The 14,244-nt window shown below is 60.7% G+C and carries 15 protein-coding genes; 11 read left to right on the top strand and 4 right to left on the bottom strand.

Annotation, left to right across the window (positions count from 1 at the left end; genetic code table 11):
• Nucleotides 1-124: 124 nt before the first annotated feature.
• Entirely contained in the window at nucleotides 125-1,144 is a 1,020-nt protein-coding gene (locus tag AC2FNL_RS08875) for a helix-turn-helix domain-containing protein (protein ID WP_496833194.1), read from the bottom strand.
• Between the two features lie 412 nt (nucleotides 1,145-1,556).
• Between AC2FNL_RS08875 and AC2FNL_RS08870 the strand changes: the two genes are divergently transcribed.
• From AC2FNL_RS08870 to ribD, 4 genes are all read left to right on the top strand, one after another.
• Complete coding sequence (locus tag AC2FNL_RS08870) at nucleotides 1,557-1,958, top strand: hypothetical protein (RefSeq protein WP_496833192.1); 402 nt, start codon at nucleotides 1,557-1,559, stop codon at nucleotides 1,956-1,958.
• Nucleotides 1,959-1,980: 22 nt separating this feature from the next.
• Nucleotides 1,981-2,394: a secondary thiamine-phosphate synthase enzyme YjbQ gene (locus AC2FNL_RS08865; protein ID WP_170339147.1), complete on the top strand. Its 414-nt coding sequence runs from the start codon at nucleotides 1,981-1,983 to the stop codon at nucleotides 2,392-2,394.
• A gap of 120 nt (nucleotides 2,395-2,514) precedes the next feature.
• Complete coding sequence (gene nrdR, locus AC2FNL_RS08860; RefSeq protein ID WP_039534475.1) at nucleotides 2,515-2,985, top strand: transcriptional regulator NrdR; 471 nt, start codon at nucleotides 2,515-2,517, stop codon at nucleotides 2,983-2,985.
• Nucleotides 2,982-4,082: a bifunctional diaminohydroxyphosphoribosylaminopyrimidine deaminase/5-amino-6-(5-phosphoribosylamino)uracil reductase RibD gene (gene ribD / locus AC2FNL_RS08855; RefSeq protein ID WP_496833189.1), complete on the top strand. Its 1,101-nt coding sequence runs from the start codon at nucleotides 2,982-2,984 to the stop codon at nucleotides 4,080-4,082. Before nrdR ends, ribD begins: the two co-directional genes overlap by 4 nt.
• 9 nt (nucleotides 4,083-4,091) lie before the next feature.
• Here ribD and AC2FNL_RS08850 read toward each other — a convergent pair whose 3' ends face one another.
• The 3 genes from AC2FNL_RS08850 to AC2FNL_RS08840 form a co-directional block, all read right to left on the bottom strand.
• The gene (locus AC2FNL_RS08850) at nucleotides 4,092-6,092 is read right to left on the bottom strand and encodes a capsule polysaccharide biogenesis protein (protein WP_496833187.1); all 2,001 of its coding nucleotides are present in this window, start codon (nucleotides 6,090-6,092) and stop codon (nucleotides 4,092-4,094) included.
• A gap of 3 nt (nucleotides 6,093-6,095) precedes the next feature.
• The gene (locus AC2FNL_RS08845) at nucleotides 6,096-7,229 is read right to left on the bottom strand and encodes a polysaccharide biosynthesis/export family protein (RefSeq protein WP_093961759.1); all 1,134 of its coding nucleotides are present in this window, start codon (nucleotides 7,227-7,229) and stop codon (nucleotides 6,096-6,098) included.
• A gap of 92 nt (nucleotides 7,230-7,321) precedes the next feature.
• Nucleotides 7,322-8,620 carry a capsule polysaccharide biogenesis protein gene (locus AC2FNL_RS08840; RefSeq protein WP_496833185.1) on the bottom strand — a complete coding sequence of 433 codons (1,299 nt, stop codon included), beginning with the start codon at nucleotides 8,618-8,620 and terminating at the stop codon, nucleotides 7,322-7,324.
• 152 nt (nucleotides 8,621-8,772) lie between these two features.
• Here AC2FNL_RS08840 and AC2FNL_RS08835 point away from each other — a divergent pair, with 152 nt between their 5' ends.
• The 7 genes from AC2FNL_RS08835 (at nucleotide 8,773) to AC2FNL_RS08805 (ending at nucleotide 14,243) form a co-directional block, all read left to right on the top strand.
• Complete coding sequence (locus tag AC2FNL_RS08835; RefSeq protein WP_170339138.1) at nucleotides 8,773-9,360, top strand: riboflavin synthase; 588 nt, start codon at nucleotides 8,773-8,775, stop codon at nucleotides 9,358-9,360.
• Nucleotides 9,361-9,476: 116 nt separating this feature from the next.
• Nucleotides 9,477-10,598, top strand: a complete 1,122-nt coding sequence (gene ribB, locus AC2FNL_RS08830) for a 3,4-dihydroxy-2-butanone-4-phosphate synthase (RefSeq protein ID WP_093961762.1) — start codon at nucleotides 9,477-9,479, stop codon at nucleotides 10,596-10,598.
• A gap of 2 nt (nucleotides 10,599-10,600) precedes the next feature.
• Nucleotides 10,601-11,152 (top strand): 6,7-dimethyl-8-ribityllumazine synthase, encoded by a 552-nt coding sequence (locus tag AC2FNL_RS08825; protein ID WP_093961763.1) that lies wholly within the window; start codon nucleotides 10,601-10,603, stop codon nucleotides 11,150-11,152.
• Nucleotides 11,149-11,631, top strand: coding sequence for a transcription antitermination factor NusB (gene nusB / locus AC2FNL_RS08820; protein ID WP_093961764.1), 483 nt, complete (start codon nucleotides 11,149-11,151; stop codon nucleotides 11,629-11,631). The genes AC2FNL_RS08825 and nusB overlap by 4 nt, the downstream gene beginning before the upstream one ends.
• Before the next feature lie 67 nt (nucleotides 11,632-11,698).
• Nucleotides 11,699-11,995: a hypothetical protein gene (locus AC2FNL_RS08815; RefSeq protein WP_170339706.1), complete on the top strand. Its 297-nt coding sequence runs from the start codon at nucleotides 11,699-11,701 to the stop codon at nucleotides 11,993-11,995.
• A 354-nt stretch (nucleotides 11,996-12,349) separates the two neighbouring features.
• A complete protein-coding gene (locus AC2FNL_RS08810) occupies nucleotides 12,350-13,462 on the top strand; it encodes a PIG-L deacetylase family protein (RefSeq protein ID WP_496833181.1) in 1,113 nt (370 codons plus the stop codon).
• 349 nt (nucleotides 13,463-13,811) lie between these two features.
• Entirely contained in the window at nucleotides 13,812-14,243 is a 432-nt protein-coding gene (locus AC2FNL_RS08805) for an MmcB family DNA repair protein (protein WP_170339701.1), read from the top strand.
• Nucleotide 14,244 lies beyond the last annotated feature (1 nt).

Here is a 14,244-nt window from a genome sequence, read left to right as displayed (position 1 = left end):
CAAACGTGAATTCAATTTGGCGGGAATTCGCAAGTGGTCAGAGCCTTCGCGGACCATATCGCTTGTGTCCACTCATGGGACAGGTCGGGGCGAGGCGGCAACGCTGATGACCCCCGGCCGCTTATCAGGCAGGCTTTCTGCGCCGGGACTGATCCTTGAACGCGCTGGGAGATTGCCCGGTCCAGCGTTTGAAGGCAGTCGAAAATGCCGCTTGGTCTGCGTAGCCAAGGCTGTACGAGATCTCAGAAAGGCCCATGTCGTTCTTCAGAAACGTTCTGGCGAGGTCGCAGCGCAGGTCGTCGACAATTTCGCGAAAGCTGGTGCCTTCCTCGGTCAGGCGTCGACCGAATGTCCGCGGGCTCATGCCCAGATCCTTGGCAACCTGTTCGGCGCGGGCGATGGCCCCGGGAAGCGATTGGGTGATCCGCCCTTCGACCCGCGACCGTAGAGTCTGTTTTTCGTCACTGTTTTCATGCAGCAGACGGTCACCATATTCCATCAGGTGCTGTCGCAAGCTGGGGTCGTAGGTCGGGACGGGCACGTCGAGCGTTGATTGCGGCAAAATGATCTCCAGCTTTTCTGCGCCAAACACCACCGGGAATCTGCCGAGTTTCGAATAGTCTTCCTCTAGCGCGCCGACCTTGTGCTGAAACCGCAGTTCGATCGGTTGGATCGGGATCCCCGTGAGAGCACGCAGGCGGGCAATGCAGGCAAACATGAGGAACTCGGTTCGCCGGTGGTACCGCGAAAAGCTTGGGTCCTTCCACCTGGCCTCGATGGTTGCCGAATTGCCGGACTCGTGCAGCCTCACGGCGATGGCAGGATCAATCAGCCGGTGGAAGTGGTTGGCGTTCTCCAGAACCTGCCGCAGATCCCGGGAATACTTGCTGATATATGCCGTCAGGCTGGAGGTTGCACTGAACTGCAACCCCGTTCGCGCGCCGAACAGGATGTCGTTGAGTTCATCGCAAGCGTGGCGGGTGAACAATGCCTCGCTGTGGGCGCTGTACAGCTTTGCAGGCGGCGCGAGGTCTTGCGCACTCAGCCCGCTCTTGGTCAGGACACGAACGACCGTATCAGTATTCCCTGCCTGCGCCTGCAACGCGGACGCCAGCAACTGAATTCTGGCGATATCGACTTGCATACCACGCTCCGGAACCCACTGAATTGGCCGGATTATGTAGCGAATTTTGTCATTTGCATAGTTTTTGTGAGGTGACAGTTCCCACACAGGGTCAGACACGGCGCAAGTATTTACGCCGGAAATGGCTTCAGATCACAAAGACGTGGCCGGGCAAAGAAAGACACCGTGCTACGGCCGTCATAGATCAGCCGCGTGCCGGGTCAGTCCCGTGGGGATCGGGCTGAGCCGAAGGATTTGGTCACACCAACCGATCTGTGGCTCCCCGGCACACATTGAATGCATGTCCCGACTCCCTAGACGCAAGGCACCATTCGCGTGCGCACTGTTCCTGAAATCATCGTGAACGACGCTGTTCTGGGCTTGGTGAAAAACTAGGCTATGATGCGTGTCAAAATCAGGGAAGATATTTGCAATGAAACATATTCTGACATGCACCGCGGTTGCGGCAATGGTTGCAGCCGCTCCGGTCGAGACTGACGCCGCCCCGAACGGGTACCGGACCGAGCCGATGAACAGCACCGATTTTGAGGTCATCCCCCGCGCCCGGCAGGACGTTGATGGGTATTGGTGCGCGGCGGCGGATTTTGCTCGGCGCAAACTGGGGGCCGGCTGGCAGCAGCGGATTTACGTTTTACGCGGCTATGGGCCCAGTGTGACAACCGGGCGTCGGACCGCTGTGCAGTTTTCCATAAAACCGCCGACAGGCGGCGTGCCACAGCAACCCAGCGTAGTGGTTTCGGGATTTCAACCGGGCTACAGCATGTCGGTCCAAGGTGCAAACGCCCGATGCAACGTGCGCCCCTTCTTCAACTGACGCGAACAGGGCCACCCGGTTGATGCAGGCCGAATTCACCATCGAAACCCGAGGGCAGGGGCTGTACGAGTTCACCTCCGACATCCGTGACTGGCTGTCCGCAAGTGTGGCCGACGGACTGCTGACGCTGTTCGTCCGCCACACATCCTGTTCACTGTTGATTCAGGAAAACGCGGATCCCGAAGTTCAGACGGACCTGCAGGCATTTTTCTCGCGGCTGGTTCCGCCCTCAGATCATCCGTCGATGTCTTATCTGAAACATACGTATGAGGGGCCCGATGACATGCCGGCCCATATCAAGGCGGCGATGATGCCGGTCTCTCTTTCGGTCCCGGTCTTAAGTGGGCGCCCTGCCTTGGGAACATGGCAGGGTATCTACCTGTTCGAACACCGGACCGCGCCCCACGTTCGCCGAGTTGCGGCGCATTTTGGGTGACCCTGCATATAGCGGTTGAAATTTCCGACTACCCAAACTCTAGCGGCTGCCCTATAGTTGTGGATAAGTCGGCCACAGCGCTGACAAAAAGAGGCGGAACAAGGGACGAGGAGACGGCGGATGCGCTGCCCGTTTTGCGGAAATATCGATACTCAGGTCAAGGACTCACGTCCGGCAGAAGATCACGTGGCCATCCGCAGGCGTCGGTTCTGCCCCGCGTGCGGGGGCCGTTTCACCACCTATGAGCGGGTCCAGTTGCGCGACCTTGTGGTCATCAAGACAAATGGCAAGCGCGAGGATTTCGACCGGGACAAACTGGAACGGTCAATCCGGATTTCGATGCAGAAGCGCCCGATTGATCCGGACCGCATCGACCAGATGATATCCGGCATCGTGCGGCGCCTGGAAAGCATGGGTGAGACCGACATTCCGTCCAACAAGATCGGCGAGATCGTCATGGAAGCTCTGGCGCGGATCGACACCGTCGCCTATGTTCGCTTTGCGAGCGTATACAAGAATTTCCAGGCGGCCGATGATTTCGAGGAGTTCGTCCACGAACTGCGCCCGCCGCAGCCATCGACTGACGAGTGACCGAAACAGACAAGCGATACATGGCGCTGGCCCTGTCCTTGGGGCGGCGCGGACAAGGATCTTGCTGGCCCAACCCCGCGGTCGGATGCGTTCTGGTGAAAAACGGCCGGATCGTCGGGCGCGGGTGGACGCAGCCCGGCGGTCGCCCTCATGCGGAAACCGAGGCTCTGGCCCAGGCCAGCGAACAGGCGCGTGGCGCGACGGCTTATGTTTCGCTGGAGCCATGTTCGCATCACGGCAAGACGCCGCCTTGTGCTCAGGCTTTGATTGACGCCGGAGTGGCCCGCGTGGTTTCGGCGATCGAGGACAGCGATCCGCGCGTCGCGGGGCAGGGTTTTGCCATGTTGCGCGATGCCGGGATTGAGGTCACGACCGGGGTTCTGAGCGATCAGGCGGCAATGGACCACGCGGGCTTTTTCATGAAGACCGAGCAAGGCCGACCGTTCGTGACGCTGAAACTCGCCAGCAGCTTTGATGGACGGATCGCAACCGAGACCGGGCAGAGCAAGTGGATCACCGGCCCCGAGGCCCGCCGGGCGGTGCATGCCATGCGGGCGCAGCACGATGCGGTGATGGTCGGCGCGGGCACCGCGCGGGCCGACGATCCTTCGCTGACGGTTCGTGATCTAGGTATCGACCGGCAGCCCGTGCGCGTCGTGGTTTCACGTCACCTTGAATTGCCTTTGCTCAGCCAATTGGCCCGAACCGCCTCTGATATTCCCGTTTGGCTGTGCCATGGCCCGTCGCCCGATCCTGAGCGTGCCGCGGCGTGGCAGGGACTGGGCGCGCGGCTGATATCCTGCGCTTTGCAGGATCACCGGATCGACGCCGCAGACATGCTGCACCAATTGGGGCAGGCCGGTCTGACCCGAGTATTCTGCGAGGGGGGCTCGGCTCTGGCTGCGTCCCTGCTGGCAAATGATCTGGTCGACGAGCTGGTCGGTTTCAGCGCGGGCTTGGCCATCGGAGCCGAGGGCTTGCCCGCCATTGGCGCCATGGGGCTTGAGGAATTGGGGGACGCGCCCCGCTTTTCGCTGGTCGAAACCCGGGACTTGGGTGGCGATGTCCTGCATGTCTGGCGCAGGCCGGTCCGCTAGCGGCGAGCCCTAGCGCCACAGGTTCGCATGTGTTGCAAAAGCCCCCTGAAGCTTAGCCAGCAGCCGGATTGCCGGCCCAGCAGGTGCAATCGGGCCATGCGTCAAACGGTCTGCGACAACCTCCGCCGGGCAGGCATCGCGAGTGATTGGATCGAAATACCGTGGATAGTCGATGAGCGTGGCGTAGGCCAGGCCCAGCACTGTCGGTCGCGCGCCTCGTCGTGCCGGGACCGATCCAAGGTCCGTCGTCAGACCCCAGCCGGCGTAAAACGGGGCCCCAAGCGTTGTGACCTTTATCCCGCGCAGCAAAGCTTCGAACCCAAGCAGTGAGGTCATTGTCCAGACCTCATGTACCGCTGGCAGAACCAGCGCCGGATCGACATCGTGGAGGACGACATCCGCCAGACCCTCGGCGTCCATTCGACCGTCTCGAAGCCCGGCCTCAACATCCGGATGCGGCTTGTAGATCAGAACTGCGTCGGGATTGGCCGCGCGAACGGTGCTCAGCAACTCGAGATTTGTGCGGACCGTGCTAGTGCCCAACCGGATCGAGGCGTCGTCCTCTACCTGGCCAGGTACAAGAATCCGGTGCCCGTCCGGCAAGGGCGGGCAACCGCCGCCCGTATTGTATTTGCTTAGCCCCGCCGCGGTGAGTTGCGTCACCAGGCGGCGTATCCGTATCTCCTGATCGGGTCGCAACTCTTCGCGTGCGGTGATCAGTTCTTCCAGACGGCTGGGTCGGGTGGGGTCGTAGTAAATTCCAAGGTCGTCGGTCACCAGTGAAAGCGGGGGCACAAGGTTGGCCCCCAACCCGCGCGAGCGCAGGAAACCGTCTTCGACGCGGACCACATCTTCGGCGTCCAGATCACGATTGCCCCAAACCATATGGGACCGATCGGTCGCCAAGGGTCGTTCCGGCACGAAACGGACTTTTTTCCACTTCCCGAAGGTTTGCTGAATATGCCTGCGTTTCCACAAGCGCATTCCAGACGCTGTCCAGCCGTGCCTGTCCAGTCGCCAGGCGCGGCTCTGGGCTTCAAGCGTATCCAGCACCGTTTCCAGCTCACACAGCTGGTCGCGATAGGGATCGTACCACGTCGGGTACAGTATCATGGCGGCAGCGAATAGTTGAGCGCGGGTCAGATTACGCTGACGGCGCGCCAGAGGCATCTCGTCCTGCGTCAGACCCCACCCGGCATAGAAGGGTTGCCCAAAAACCCTAGGCTTGTGACCGGCCAGAATGGCCTCAAATCCCAGTTGCGAGGACAGGGTATAGACCCCAATCGCACCTTCCAGCAACGACCAGGGGCTGATCTGATCCGCCAACAGGGAGACACGTTCAGTTTCGTCATCCTCCGAGAAGAAACCGCGCCGATGGCCCTGCAGCGTTTCCGGGTGGGTCTTGATGATCACACGCGCGCCGGGGTTTTCCTCTTGGGCCATGATCAGCATTTCGAGAAACCGCGCAGGGTCGCCCCGGCTTGCCGTAACCGCCGCATCGCCCTGTATCTGATCGACAACCAGTACATAGCCCGGATCCGGGGGCGCGATATCCGGGTCGCAGGCCGAATACTTGCTCAGATGCGATTCCTTCAGCCGTGCGATCGCGCCGCGTGCCCGATCCAGCAGCGCGGTGTCATCCAGCGGATGCGTGGCCAGCAGAGTTTCGAGGTCCGACGGCTGTGACGGATCGAAATGCATCGCACGTCGTTCCAGAAGCAGGCCCAACGGCGGCTCGTGATCGCGCCCCGGCAGCAAGGATCGCAGGAATGCATCCTCGACCCGCAACAGCGGGATTTTCCGGTCCTTCGCAACTCGAATTCCGCGGTGTGCGGTCGGGCTTTCGCCCCAGATGCCCACCATGTCGCCCGAACGCGGAAGCCCAACGCGAATGTCAAGCCCCGCCAGCGACAGGATGCGTCGGACCCTGCGTTGGGTCAGAAACCCGCCATTGTAGACATACAGGCGCGTTCGATCCTCGGCGTCCGCAGTGTCGGCGCCGGGTTTCATGCCTCAGTTTCCGGTCAGCGTGGCGACGTTTGCAACGGGTGTCAGACCACCGGCAATCAGCGAAATCGACTTGGTCCACTGCGCATACGGGGCTTCGGTCACGTAAATCGTGTCGTCGTCGCGGATCACGAAATCACGTGCAACAAACAGGCCGTTGGGCGCCGTGAGGTTCAGCAGGTAGATCACGCGTTGTTCGCCCTGAAGGTTCGCCTGGCCCAGCACTTTGCGTGCAATGTCTTCGCGCTCGTCTCTCAGAACGAAGATACCTGTGGGATCCGAGGACAGCGATTGCAAACCGCCGACCTGCGCCAGCGCTTCCAGCGCGGACAGATCCTGGCTGTCGAAGGCGACGCGGGATTGCCCGCCCGTGGCCCCAAGCGCGATATACGACCGGGTGTCCTGTTCGACCAGGATGCGATCACCGCCGCGCAGTGCGATGTCGGTTTCAGGATTGCGGAACAAATCGTCATACCACACGGTGCCACGCTGATTGCCGCGGATCACCGTGACCAGCGCAATATCCGGGGCGACCGCCACGCCACCGGCCCTTGCAAGCATCGTCGACAAGGTGCGGGTCGGGCGCTCGATCGGGTAGATGCCGGAGGCGCCGATCGTGCCGGTTACCGAGACCGTCGCACCGTCACCCGCCACGCGGCGGATCTGAACCTGCGGATCAGGCGTCTGCTCGCGCAGCTTTTCTGCAATCAGCGAGCGAAGCTGCTCGGGCGTATTGCCCGAGGCGCGCAAGCGGCCGGCATAGGGCACGAAGATAAAGCCTTCGCTGTCGACCTGAACCTCATCGAGATTGGTCGATGGGCCGGTTTCGCCAGCCAGCAGACCGTCGTCGACGTTTTCCCAGATGGTCAGGCCAAGCACGTCGCCGGGACGAATGGTGTCGGATGTTACGCTTTGTGCTGACCGGAAGGCAGGCGGAAAACCAAACTGTGGAACCGCAGAGGTGACGTGGGCCACCCTGTCATCAACTTCGACCACGTGGGCGTTGCCGCCATTGACCGTCGAGCCCGCCAGAATTTCGGTTTTGTTCGGCCCTGCCTTGGGCAGTTGGCACGCTGTCAGAAGGCCAATGGCTGCAACAAGGGAAAACCCTCGTATCCATCGAGTAGGGAAACGCTGCACTGCCGAAATACCTCGAGTTTCGTATGTAGTCTTTTGGTTTGCGGTCAAACTAGCGGTTTCATACTTCAAGTTCCAGCCAGCCAAGCACCGTGTCATTCAACGATTTTCAACTGTGGCGTGATGGTCGCGATTCCGGTCATCGCGGCCTGGTAAGGGTCACGGGCCTGCAGCATCATGTCAGCAACCCGCCGCAGCAACTGGCGCCGTCCGCCGCGCGAGTAATAGCCGCCCGGCACCTGGCTGGTTTCCAACAGGAATTGGCGGTATGCCCGATAGGCTTCTGTGTCCGGCTTTTGCGGGTGCCTGAAGAACTCGTCAATCGTTTGATGTGAGACCAGTTCAGGCTTGTCGTAGACCGACTTGCCGAAGACACGCAGAGGGATGCCACGCCACAGGGCCTGCTGTCCTGCGGTGGAATTGATGGTCAGGGCCGAGCTCGCGTGATCCAGTAGTCGCGCCAGCTTTCCGCCGGGCACGTAATGCACGCGATCCGAGATGCCCAAAGCGCGCGCCTGTGCTTGGACGCGTCTTCTCAGCGGCTCGCGCTGGTTTTCTAGCGGGTGTTCCTTGATGACGAGGCGGTGGTGGGACGGAGCGCCCTTGGCGAACCCCTCCATCACCGGGGTGATGAAATCGGCCATGCATGAAAAGTCCGAATGCGCCTGGACTGAACTGTCGTGCCCCAGTTGTAGCAGAACCAGATGATACGGGAACCCGCCGCGCCTTACGCGCCAAGTGGCGAGAACGCGCTGCAGTCGATGGATCGGCATGAGCGCCAAACGTTTGAAATAAAGTTTGAATTCCTTTGAGACACGCACTTCTCGGTGCGGGCGGAAGTTTCGGTACCCGCGGTTCGCACACAGAACGAACCAATGGTACAGAGCGCCGTAGAAAACGTGTTGCCGCATATCTCCCCAATGTGACGGGGGTGGGGGCGTTTTGGCGCCCGAGCTTTGCAACGCCTGCTGCATCTGGGCGATTTCCAGATCCATCAGGCGAGAATGTCCGTTGGACCCATTGCGCTCATAGGTGACCCACCAAGGTCGAAGGTAACCTTCCTCGAACACATGAACACGGATGCCATGGATTCGCGCCGTCCGGATCGCGTCGGCGTGCACAGGGCGAACATCGCCATAAAGCACGATGTCGGTAACACCGCGCGCAAGGATGATGTTCCTCAGGCTTTCCGGCCAGTCGTCGAGCCTGCCGCGATAGGGGATATAGCTGGCGCGATCGAACCAAAACGCCTGGTCCCCGGCATTGAACCCGACACGCCACACCTGCGCGCCAGCCGCGCGCAACATGCGACCCAAGCCGCTGAAGAACGGCCCATGCGGCCCCTGCAAAAACAGGAATACGCGACTGTCGGAGTTGTCCTTCGGTTGCCTCATGCCAGATGCTCGAATTCTGGTTGCCCGTGTTTTATTGAACAAACTATGCCTTTTTGCGGCCAGCCGGGCAAGGCAGGGCTTGCTCCGCCCGCCACTTGGCCTTACCTCGGCGTGGATTGCATGGCACAGCTTAGGCGCAGAGGGTTAACGGAATGTTCACTGGGATCGTCACCGATATCGGCACAATCATCGAGTTGGAGCAGCAGGGCGATCTGCGGGCGCGCATCCGGACAGGCTATGATACATCCGGCATAGATATTGGTGCGTCGATCGCCAGCGACGGGGTTTGCCTGACCGTCATCGCGCTGGGTGATGACTGGTACGATGTTCAGATCAGCGCCGAGACCGTTTCCAAAACCAATCTGGACGGCTGGAATGTGGGCTCAAGGGTCAACCTTGAACGGGCCTTGAAGGTGGGTGACGAATTGGGTGGCCATATCGTTTCGGGGCACGTCGATGGCGTCGCCGAGATCGTCGCGATGGCCGAAGAAGGAGACAGCACTCGCGTAACCCTGCGCGCGCCCAAGGATTTGGCGCGCTTCATCGCGCCCAAGGGCTCGGTTGCTCTGAACGGTACTTCGCTTACGGTCAACGATGTCGACGGTTGCGATTTCGGGATCAACTTCATTCCTCATACCAAAGAGGTGACGACCTGGGGCGCGGCGAAGGTCGGAGATCGGGTCAATCTGGAAATCGACACGCTGGCCCGGTACGTGGCCCGTCTGGCCGAGGTTTCTTGATCGCCAGCGAAGAAATTGCGTCGCGTTAGGTACGGCCCACTTCGTTTGCGGACTGGCCTTTGTGCGCGCGCTGGTCTATCCCGCGATGCAACACCTGCTCTGTGAAAGGCTGCCCCATGAGCTTTGAAACACCCGGACCGGTCGAGGCCCAACTGCGCGACGCGATCAGCCCGATCGAAGAGATCATCGAAGAGGCGCGCCAGGGCCGGATGTACATATTGGTCGACCACGAGGACCGCGAGAACGAAGGCGACCTGGTGATCCCGGCGGAATTCGCCGATGCCGAGGCGATCAATTTCATGGCCACTCATGGCCGCGGGCTGATCTGCCTGCCGATGACGGCCGAGCGGATCGACCGGCTGGGCCTGCCGATGATGGCCGTGAACAACTCGTCGCGGCACGAAACCGCCTTTACCGTCTCGATCGAAGCACGCGAAGGCGTTAGCACCGGCATTTCCGCCGCCGATCGGGCGCTGACCATCGCCACCGCGATCAACGAGCAGAACACCATGGCGCATCTGGCCACGCCCGGCCATGTCTTTCCGCTGCGCGCCAAGCGGGGCGGGGTGCTTGTACGCGCCGGCCACACCGAGGCCGCCGTGGACATTTCGCGCCTCGCCGGGTTGAACCCCTCGGGCGTGATCTGCGAGATCATGAAGCCCGACGGCACCATGGCCCGGCTGCCCGATCTGGTCGAGTTCGCCAAGGAGCACGGTCTAAAGATCGGCACCATCAGCGACCTGATTTCGTACCGCGCGCGCCACGACAATCTGGTGGTCGAGACCGCGCGCCGGATGGTCACGTCTGAATATGGCGGTGAGTGGGAGATGCGGATCTTCACCGATCAGACCCACGGGATTGAGCATTTGGTGATGATCAAGGGCGACATCAGCACGCCCGAGCCCGTCCTGACCCGCACCCACGCGCTGCACGAGGCCTCGGACATTCTGGGTCTTGGCCCGAAATCGCCGCAGGAACTGCCGCGCGCGATGGAAAAGATTGCCGCCGAGGGGCGGGGCGTGGTCTGCCTGTTCCGAAACCCGCGCAACTCGCTGTACGCGGCCGAGGACGAAGGCCCGCGCACCATCAAGCAAACCGGTCTGGGCGCGCAGATCCTGTCCAAGATGGGCATAAAGGAACTGGTGCTGCTGACCGACTCGCCGCAGACGAAATACCTGGGTCTGGACGCCTTTGGCCTGTCCATCGTCGGGACCCGCTCGATTTTCAAGGATGACTGAGCATGGCTGAGCAAGACAAACACGGCGTTCTGCCGACCCCGAAATTCGAGGACCCGGTCAAGCTGCTGATCGTCGTGGCCCCGTTCTATCGCGCCATCGCCGACGACCTGGTTCGCGGCGCCAAGGCCGAGATCGAGGCCGCCGGCGGCAGCTGCGAGGTGGTCGAGGTGCCCGGTGCGCTCGAGATCCCGACGGCGATTGCCATGGCCGACCGCCAGTGCAACTTCGACGGCTATGTGGCGCTGGGTTGCGTGATCCGGGGCGAGACCACGCATTACGAAACCGTCTGCAACGATTCCAGCCGCGCAATCCAACTGCTGGGCCTGCAGGGGCTGTGCATCGGCAACGGCATCCTGACGGTTGAAAATGATGCGCAGGCCGAAGTGCGTGCAAATCCGGAAAAAATGAACAAAGGCGGCGGCGCGGCGGCTGCGGCCTTGCATCTGATCGCACTCAGACGTAAGTGGGGCGCTTCGAAAAAGGGCGTCGGATTCAAGCCGCCGTCCGAGTCCATCCTCGTGGCGGGCGACAGCAACGGATCAACGACAGCATGACCCAGACAGACACGCCGAAACCGGCAAGCCGGAAACGCCTGATGAAATCCGCCGCGCGGCTGTATGCCGTGCAGGCGCTGTTCCAGATGGAGCAGTCGGGCCAGACGACCGAGCAGGTGGTCAACGAGTTTCTGGATCACCGGTTCGGCGCGGTCTACGAGGGCGACGAGATGCTGGAAGGCGACAGCTCGGTCTTCCGCAAGCTGGTGGATGACGCGGTGAACTATCAGGCGCCGATCGACCAGATGACCGACCGGGCGCTGGTGGCCAAGTGGCCGATCTCGCGCATTGATCCGACCTTGCGGGCGCTGTTCCGCGCGGCCGGCGCCGAGCTGAGCCAGAGCGACACGCCGCCCAAGGTGGTCATCACCGAATTCGTCGACGTGGCGCGGGCCTTCTTCCCCGAAGGCAAAGAGCCGAAATTCGTCAACGCGGTTCTGGATCACATGGCCCGCGAGGCCAAACCCGAGGCGTTCTGACGCGCCACGGGCGATTTTACCCGGCATGAAATTGCGCTAGACTCCTGTCGTGTGAAGGAGGTGCGTCATGCCGAAACTGATCCGTCTTTATATCACCCAGGTTGCACTGGGGTTTGTGATCTCGGCTGTATTTGTCGCGGTGCTGCTGCTGTTGAACGTGGCCAACCTGCGCCACCTCATCACCGGGTCCGACATAGGCTTTATCGCTCTGATCATGATCTGGTTCATGAACGGGATCGTTTTTGCGGGCGTCCAATTCGCCTATGCGATCATGAGCATGGCCGAAAAGCCCAAAGGCCCTCGCGGAGGAACCCCGGTTGCGGTCAAGCTGGAACCTGTGCGCGTCGAAGCGCGCCGGTCGTGATGGGTGGTTGCTGACGCTTGCAATTGGTCTACCCCTGACATTTGATGCGCAAGCGTATCGAATTGTCCATGAAAGACCGTTTCCTTGACCAAGCCAAGTTATGAAGACGTCATAAATTCGCCGGCGTTTCTGGATGATCTGTCAAGTTTGAATCAGGCGATTGCAGATGGGCTGAAACAAGCAGGCGAGCCAGTCGCGATCAATGGAAACGTGTGCTATGCACACATGCAGGAAAACTTTCACAAATCCGATCTCGCGCCGTCGATGGAGCCGAAACGGCGTGCTCTTCATCGGCTGGCACAGGAAAGCAATTGCTTTGCCGAGGTCGGAGTGGCGGGCGGTCACGCGGGTCTGTTGGCGCTGCACTCGAACCCCGGTTTGAAGTATATCGGCATCGACCTTGGACAGCGTTTGCGCGCCTCGTGGCCGCCGGTCGACATCTATGTGCCGATTGCATTCCGATGGTTCGAAAACCGCTTCCCTGATCGCGTGAAGTTCTACCTCAGGCCAGCGATCGAAGGGCTTGAGCATGCGGTTCAGGATCGGCCGTTCGGCCCGATCGACCTGTTGCACTTGGATGCGCAGAAGAACAGCAGGATCGCCGAGCTGGATGCGGTCTGGCCTGGCCTGGCTGACAGATGCTACTTGATTCAGGGAGACAACCGAAACGGCCATGTGCAGGCAAGCTCGGCCCTTTTGGTCCAGCAAGGGCGCGCGCGGACGGTCAACCTCGTTGGGCCGGAAACCCTGCACAGCGCGAATTTCGGCCTTTTGGAGACCGGTCCGGGCGTTGCGCGCAACGGACTCAGCCTGGACGTGCTTGCCCATCAGCGCATTCTTGTGTGCGTGTGCCATCAGGATGATGAAACGCTGTTTGCCGGCTCACTTCTGGCGCATCTCAAGGGGCGTGCCGAAGTTTTCGTCGCAAGCTTCTTCCGCCCTGCATCCAACCGTAGAGACACCGACACGCGCGAGGCAGCGATGCAAAAGGTGTGCGAAATGATTGGTGCCACCCGGGTGCAACTGCCCTTTGCGGTCGAAAGTGATTACCCGAGGCTGCGCCGTTTTATTCGCATGCCAACCGACGATGGCTTGCCAGAACCCGAAATCGTCCGGCCATTGCGCCGCCATCCGTTGTTTGGACTGTTATCTGGATCTGCCTATGCGTTGATGAAGCAGTTCGCGCCGACAACCGTCATCACTCACAACCGAGTTGGCGAATACGGGCATGTCGAACACGTGCTGTTGCATCATGCGGTCAAGCAGGCATCTGCACGTTACACGGACGCCCAGATGTTGACGTTTGGATTGAACCTGCCAGCGGCAGATTTGACCGTGCCAAGCCTGCCGGAGCAAAAAAACAGATTGTTTGACTGCTATATGCCGCAATGGAACGGACGCAGGCTTTATGATTTTGCTCTGGATGACGAAACCTTCGCACGGGTCGATCCGCAGGAATTCACCTGATCGGAAGGCGGCGGGACCACCAGGCAACCGTGCGGTTTTGATTCCCGAGGACCTGTATGTACAGGTGGGCGCCAGGTAAACGGGCCAGGGCCCGAACAGAGCCAGCTCCCTCGGAATTGCTTAAGGCCACCGGAATGCTACCAGTCACGAGAAGGGCAGAACCCGCCAAGGGCGTAAGTAGGGCGCAATACTGAGTTACACAAGGGGCTTGCACAACAGTTTTTGGTCTGGGTCGTGCGGAAGTTGATTGTGGGGGCAGATTCTGGGCATGGGGGCCGGGTAAAATCCGGGATGATGAACAACCCCTGCCAACTTGACAATTTGTTCACTAATTGTTCACACTCTGCGCATGACAGTTGAACTTCAGCCCGGACAAAGACTGGCCAGGGGGGTCTCTAGACACCTTGTGACGCACGGCTTTGTTTCGATTGAGGAATTCGTCCCGACCCGCGGGTTGCGCGTTGACGTCATGGGGTTGGGGCCAAAGGGCGAGCTTTGGGTGATCGAGTGCAAGTCCAGCCGGGCGGACTATATGTCCGATTCGAAGTGGCAGGGTTATCTGGATTGGTGCGACCGCTTCTTCTGGGCGGTCGACACGGACTTTCCCACCGAGCTGCTGCCCGCTGAAACCGGACTTATCATTGCGGATGCTTATGACGCCGAGATCGTACGCATGTCCCCCGAGACCAAGTTGGCCGGGGCAAGACGCAAAAAAATGATCCAGAAATTTGCCATGGACGCCGCGCGGCGGTTGCATGGCCTGCGTGATCCGCGGCTTTGAT

The organism is Ruegeria sp. CRTD044, assembly GCF_059613485.1.
The sequence above is the reverse complement of the archived record's forward strand: the minus strand, read 5'-3'. Positions and strand labels throughout refer to the sequence as shown.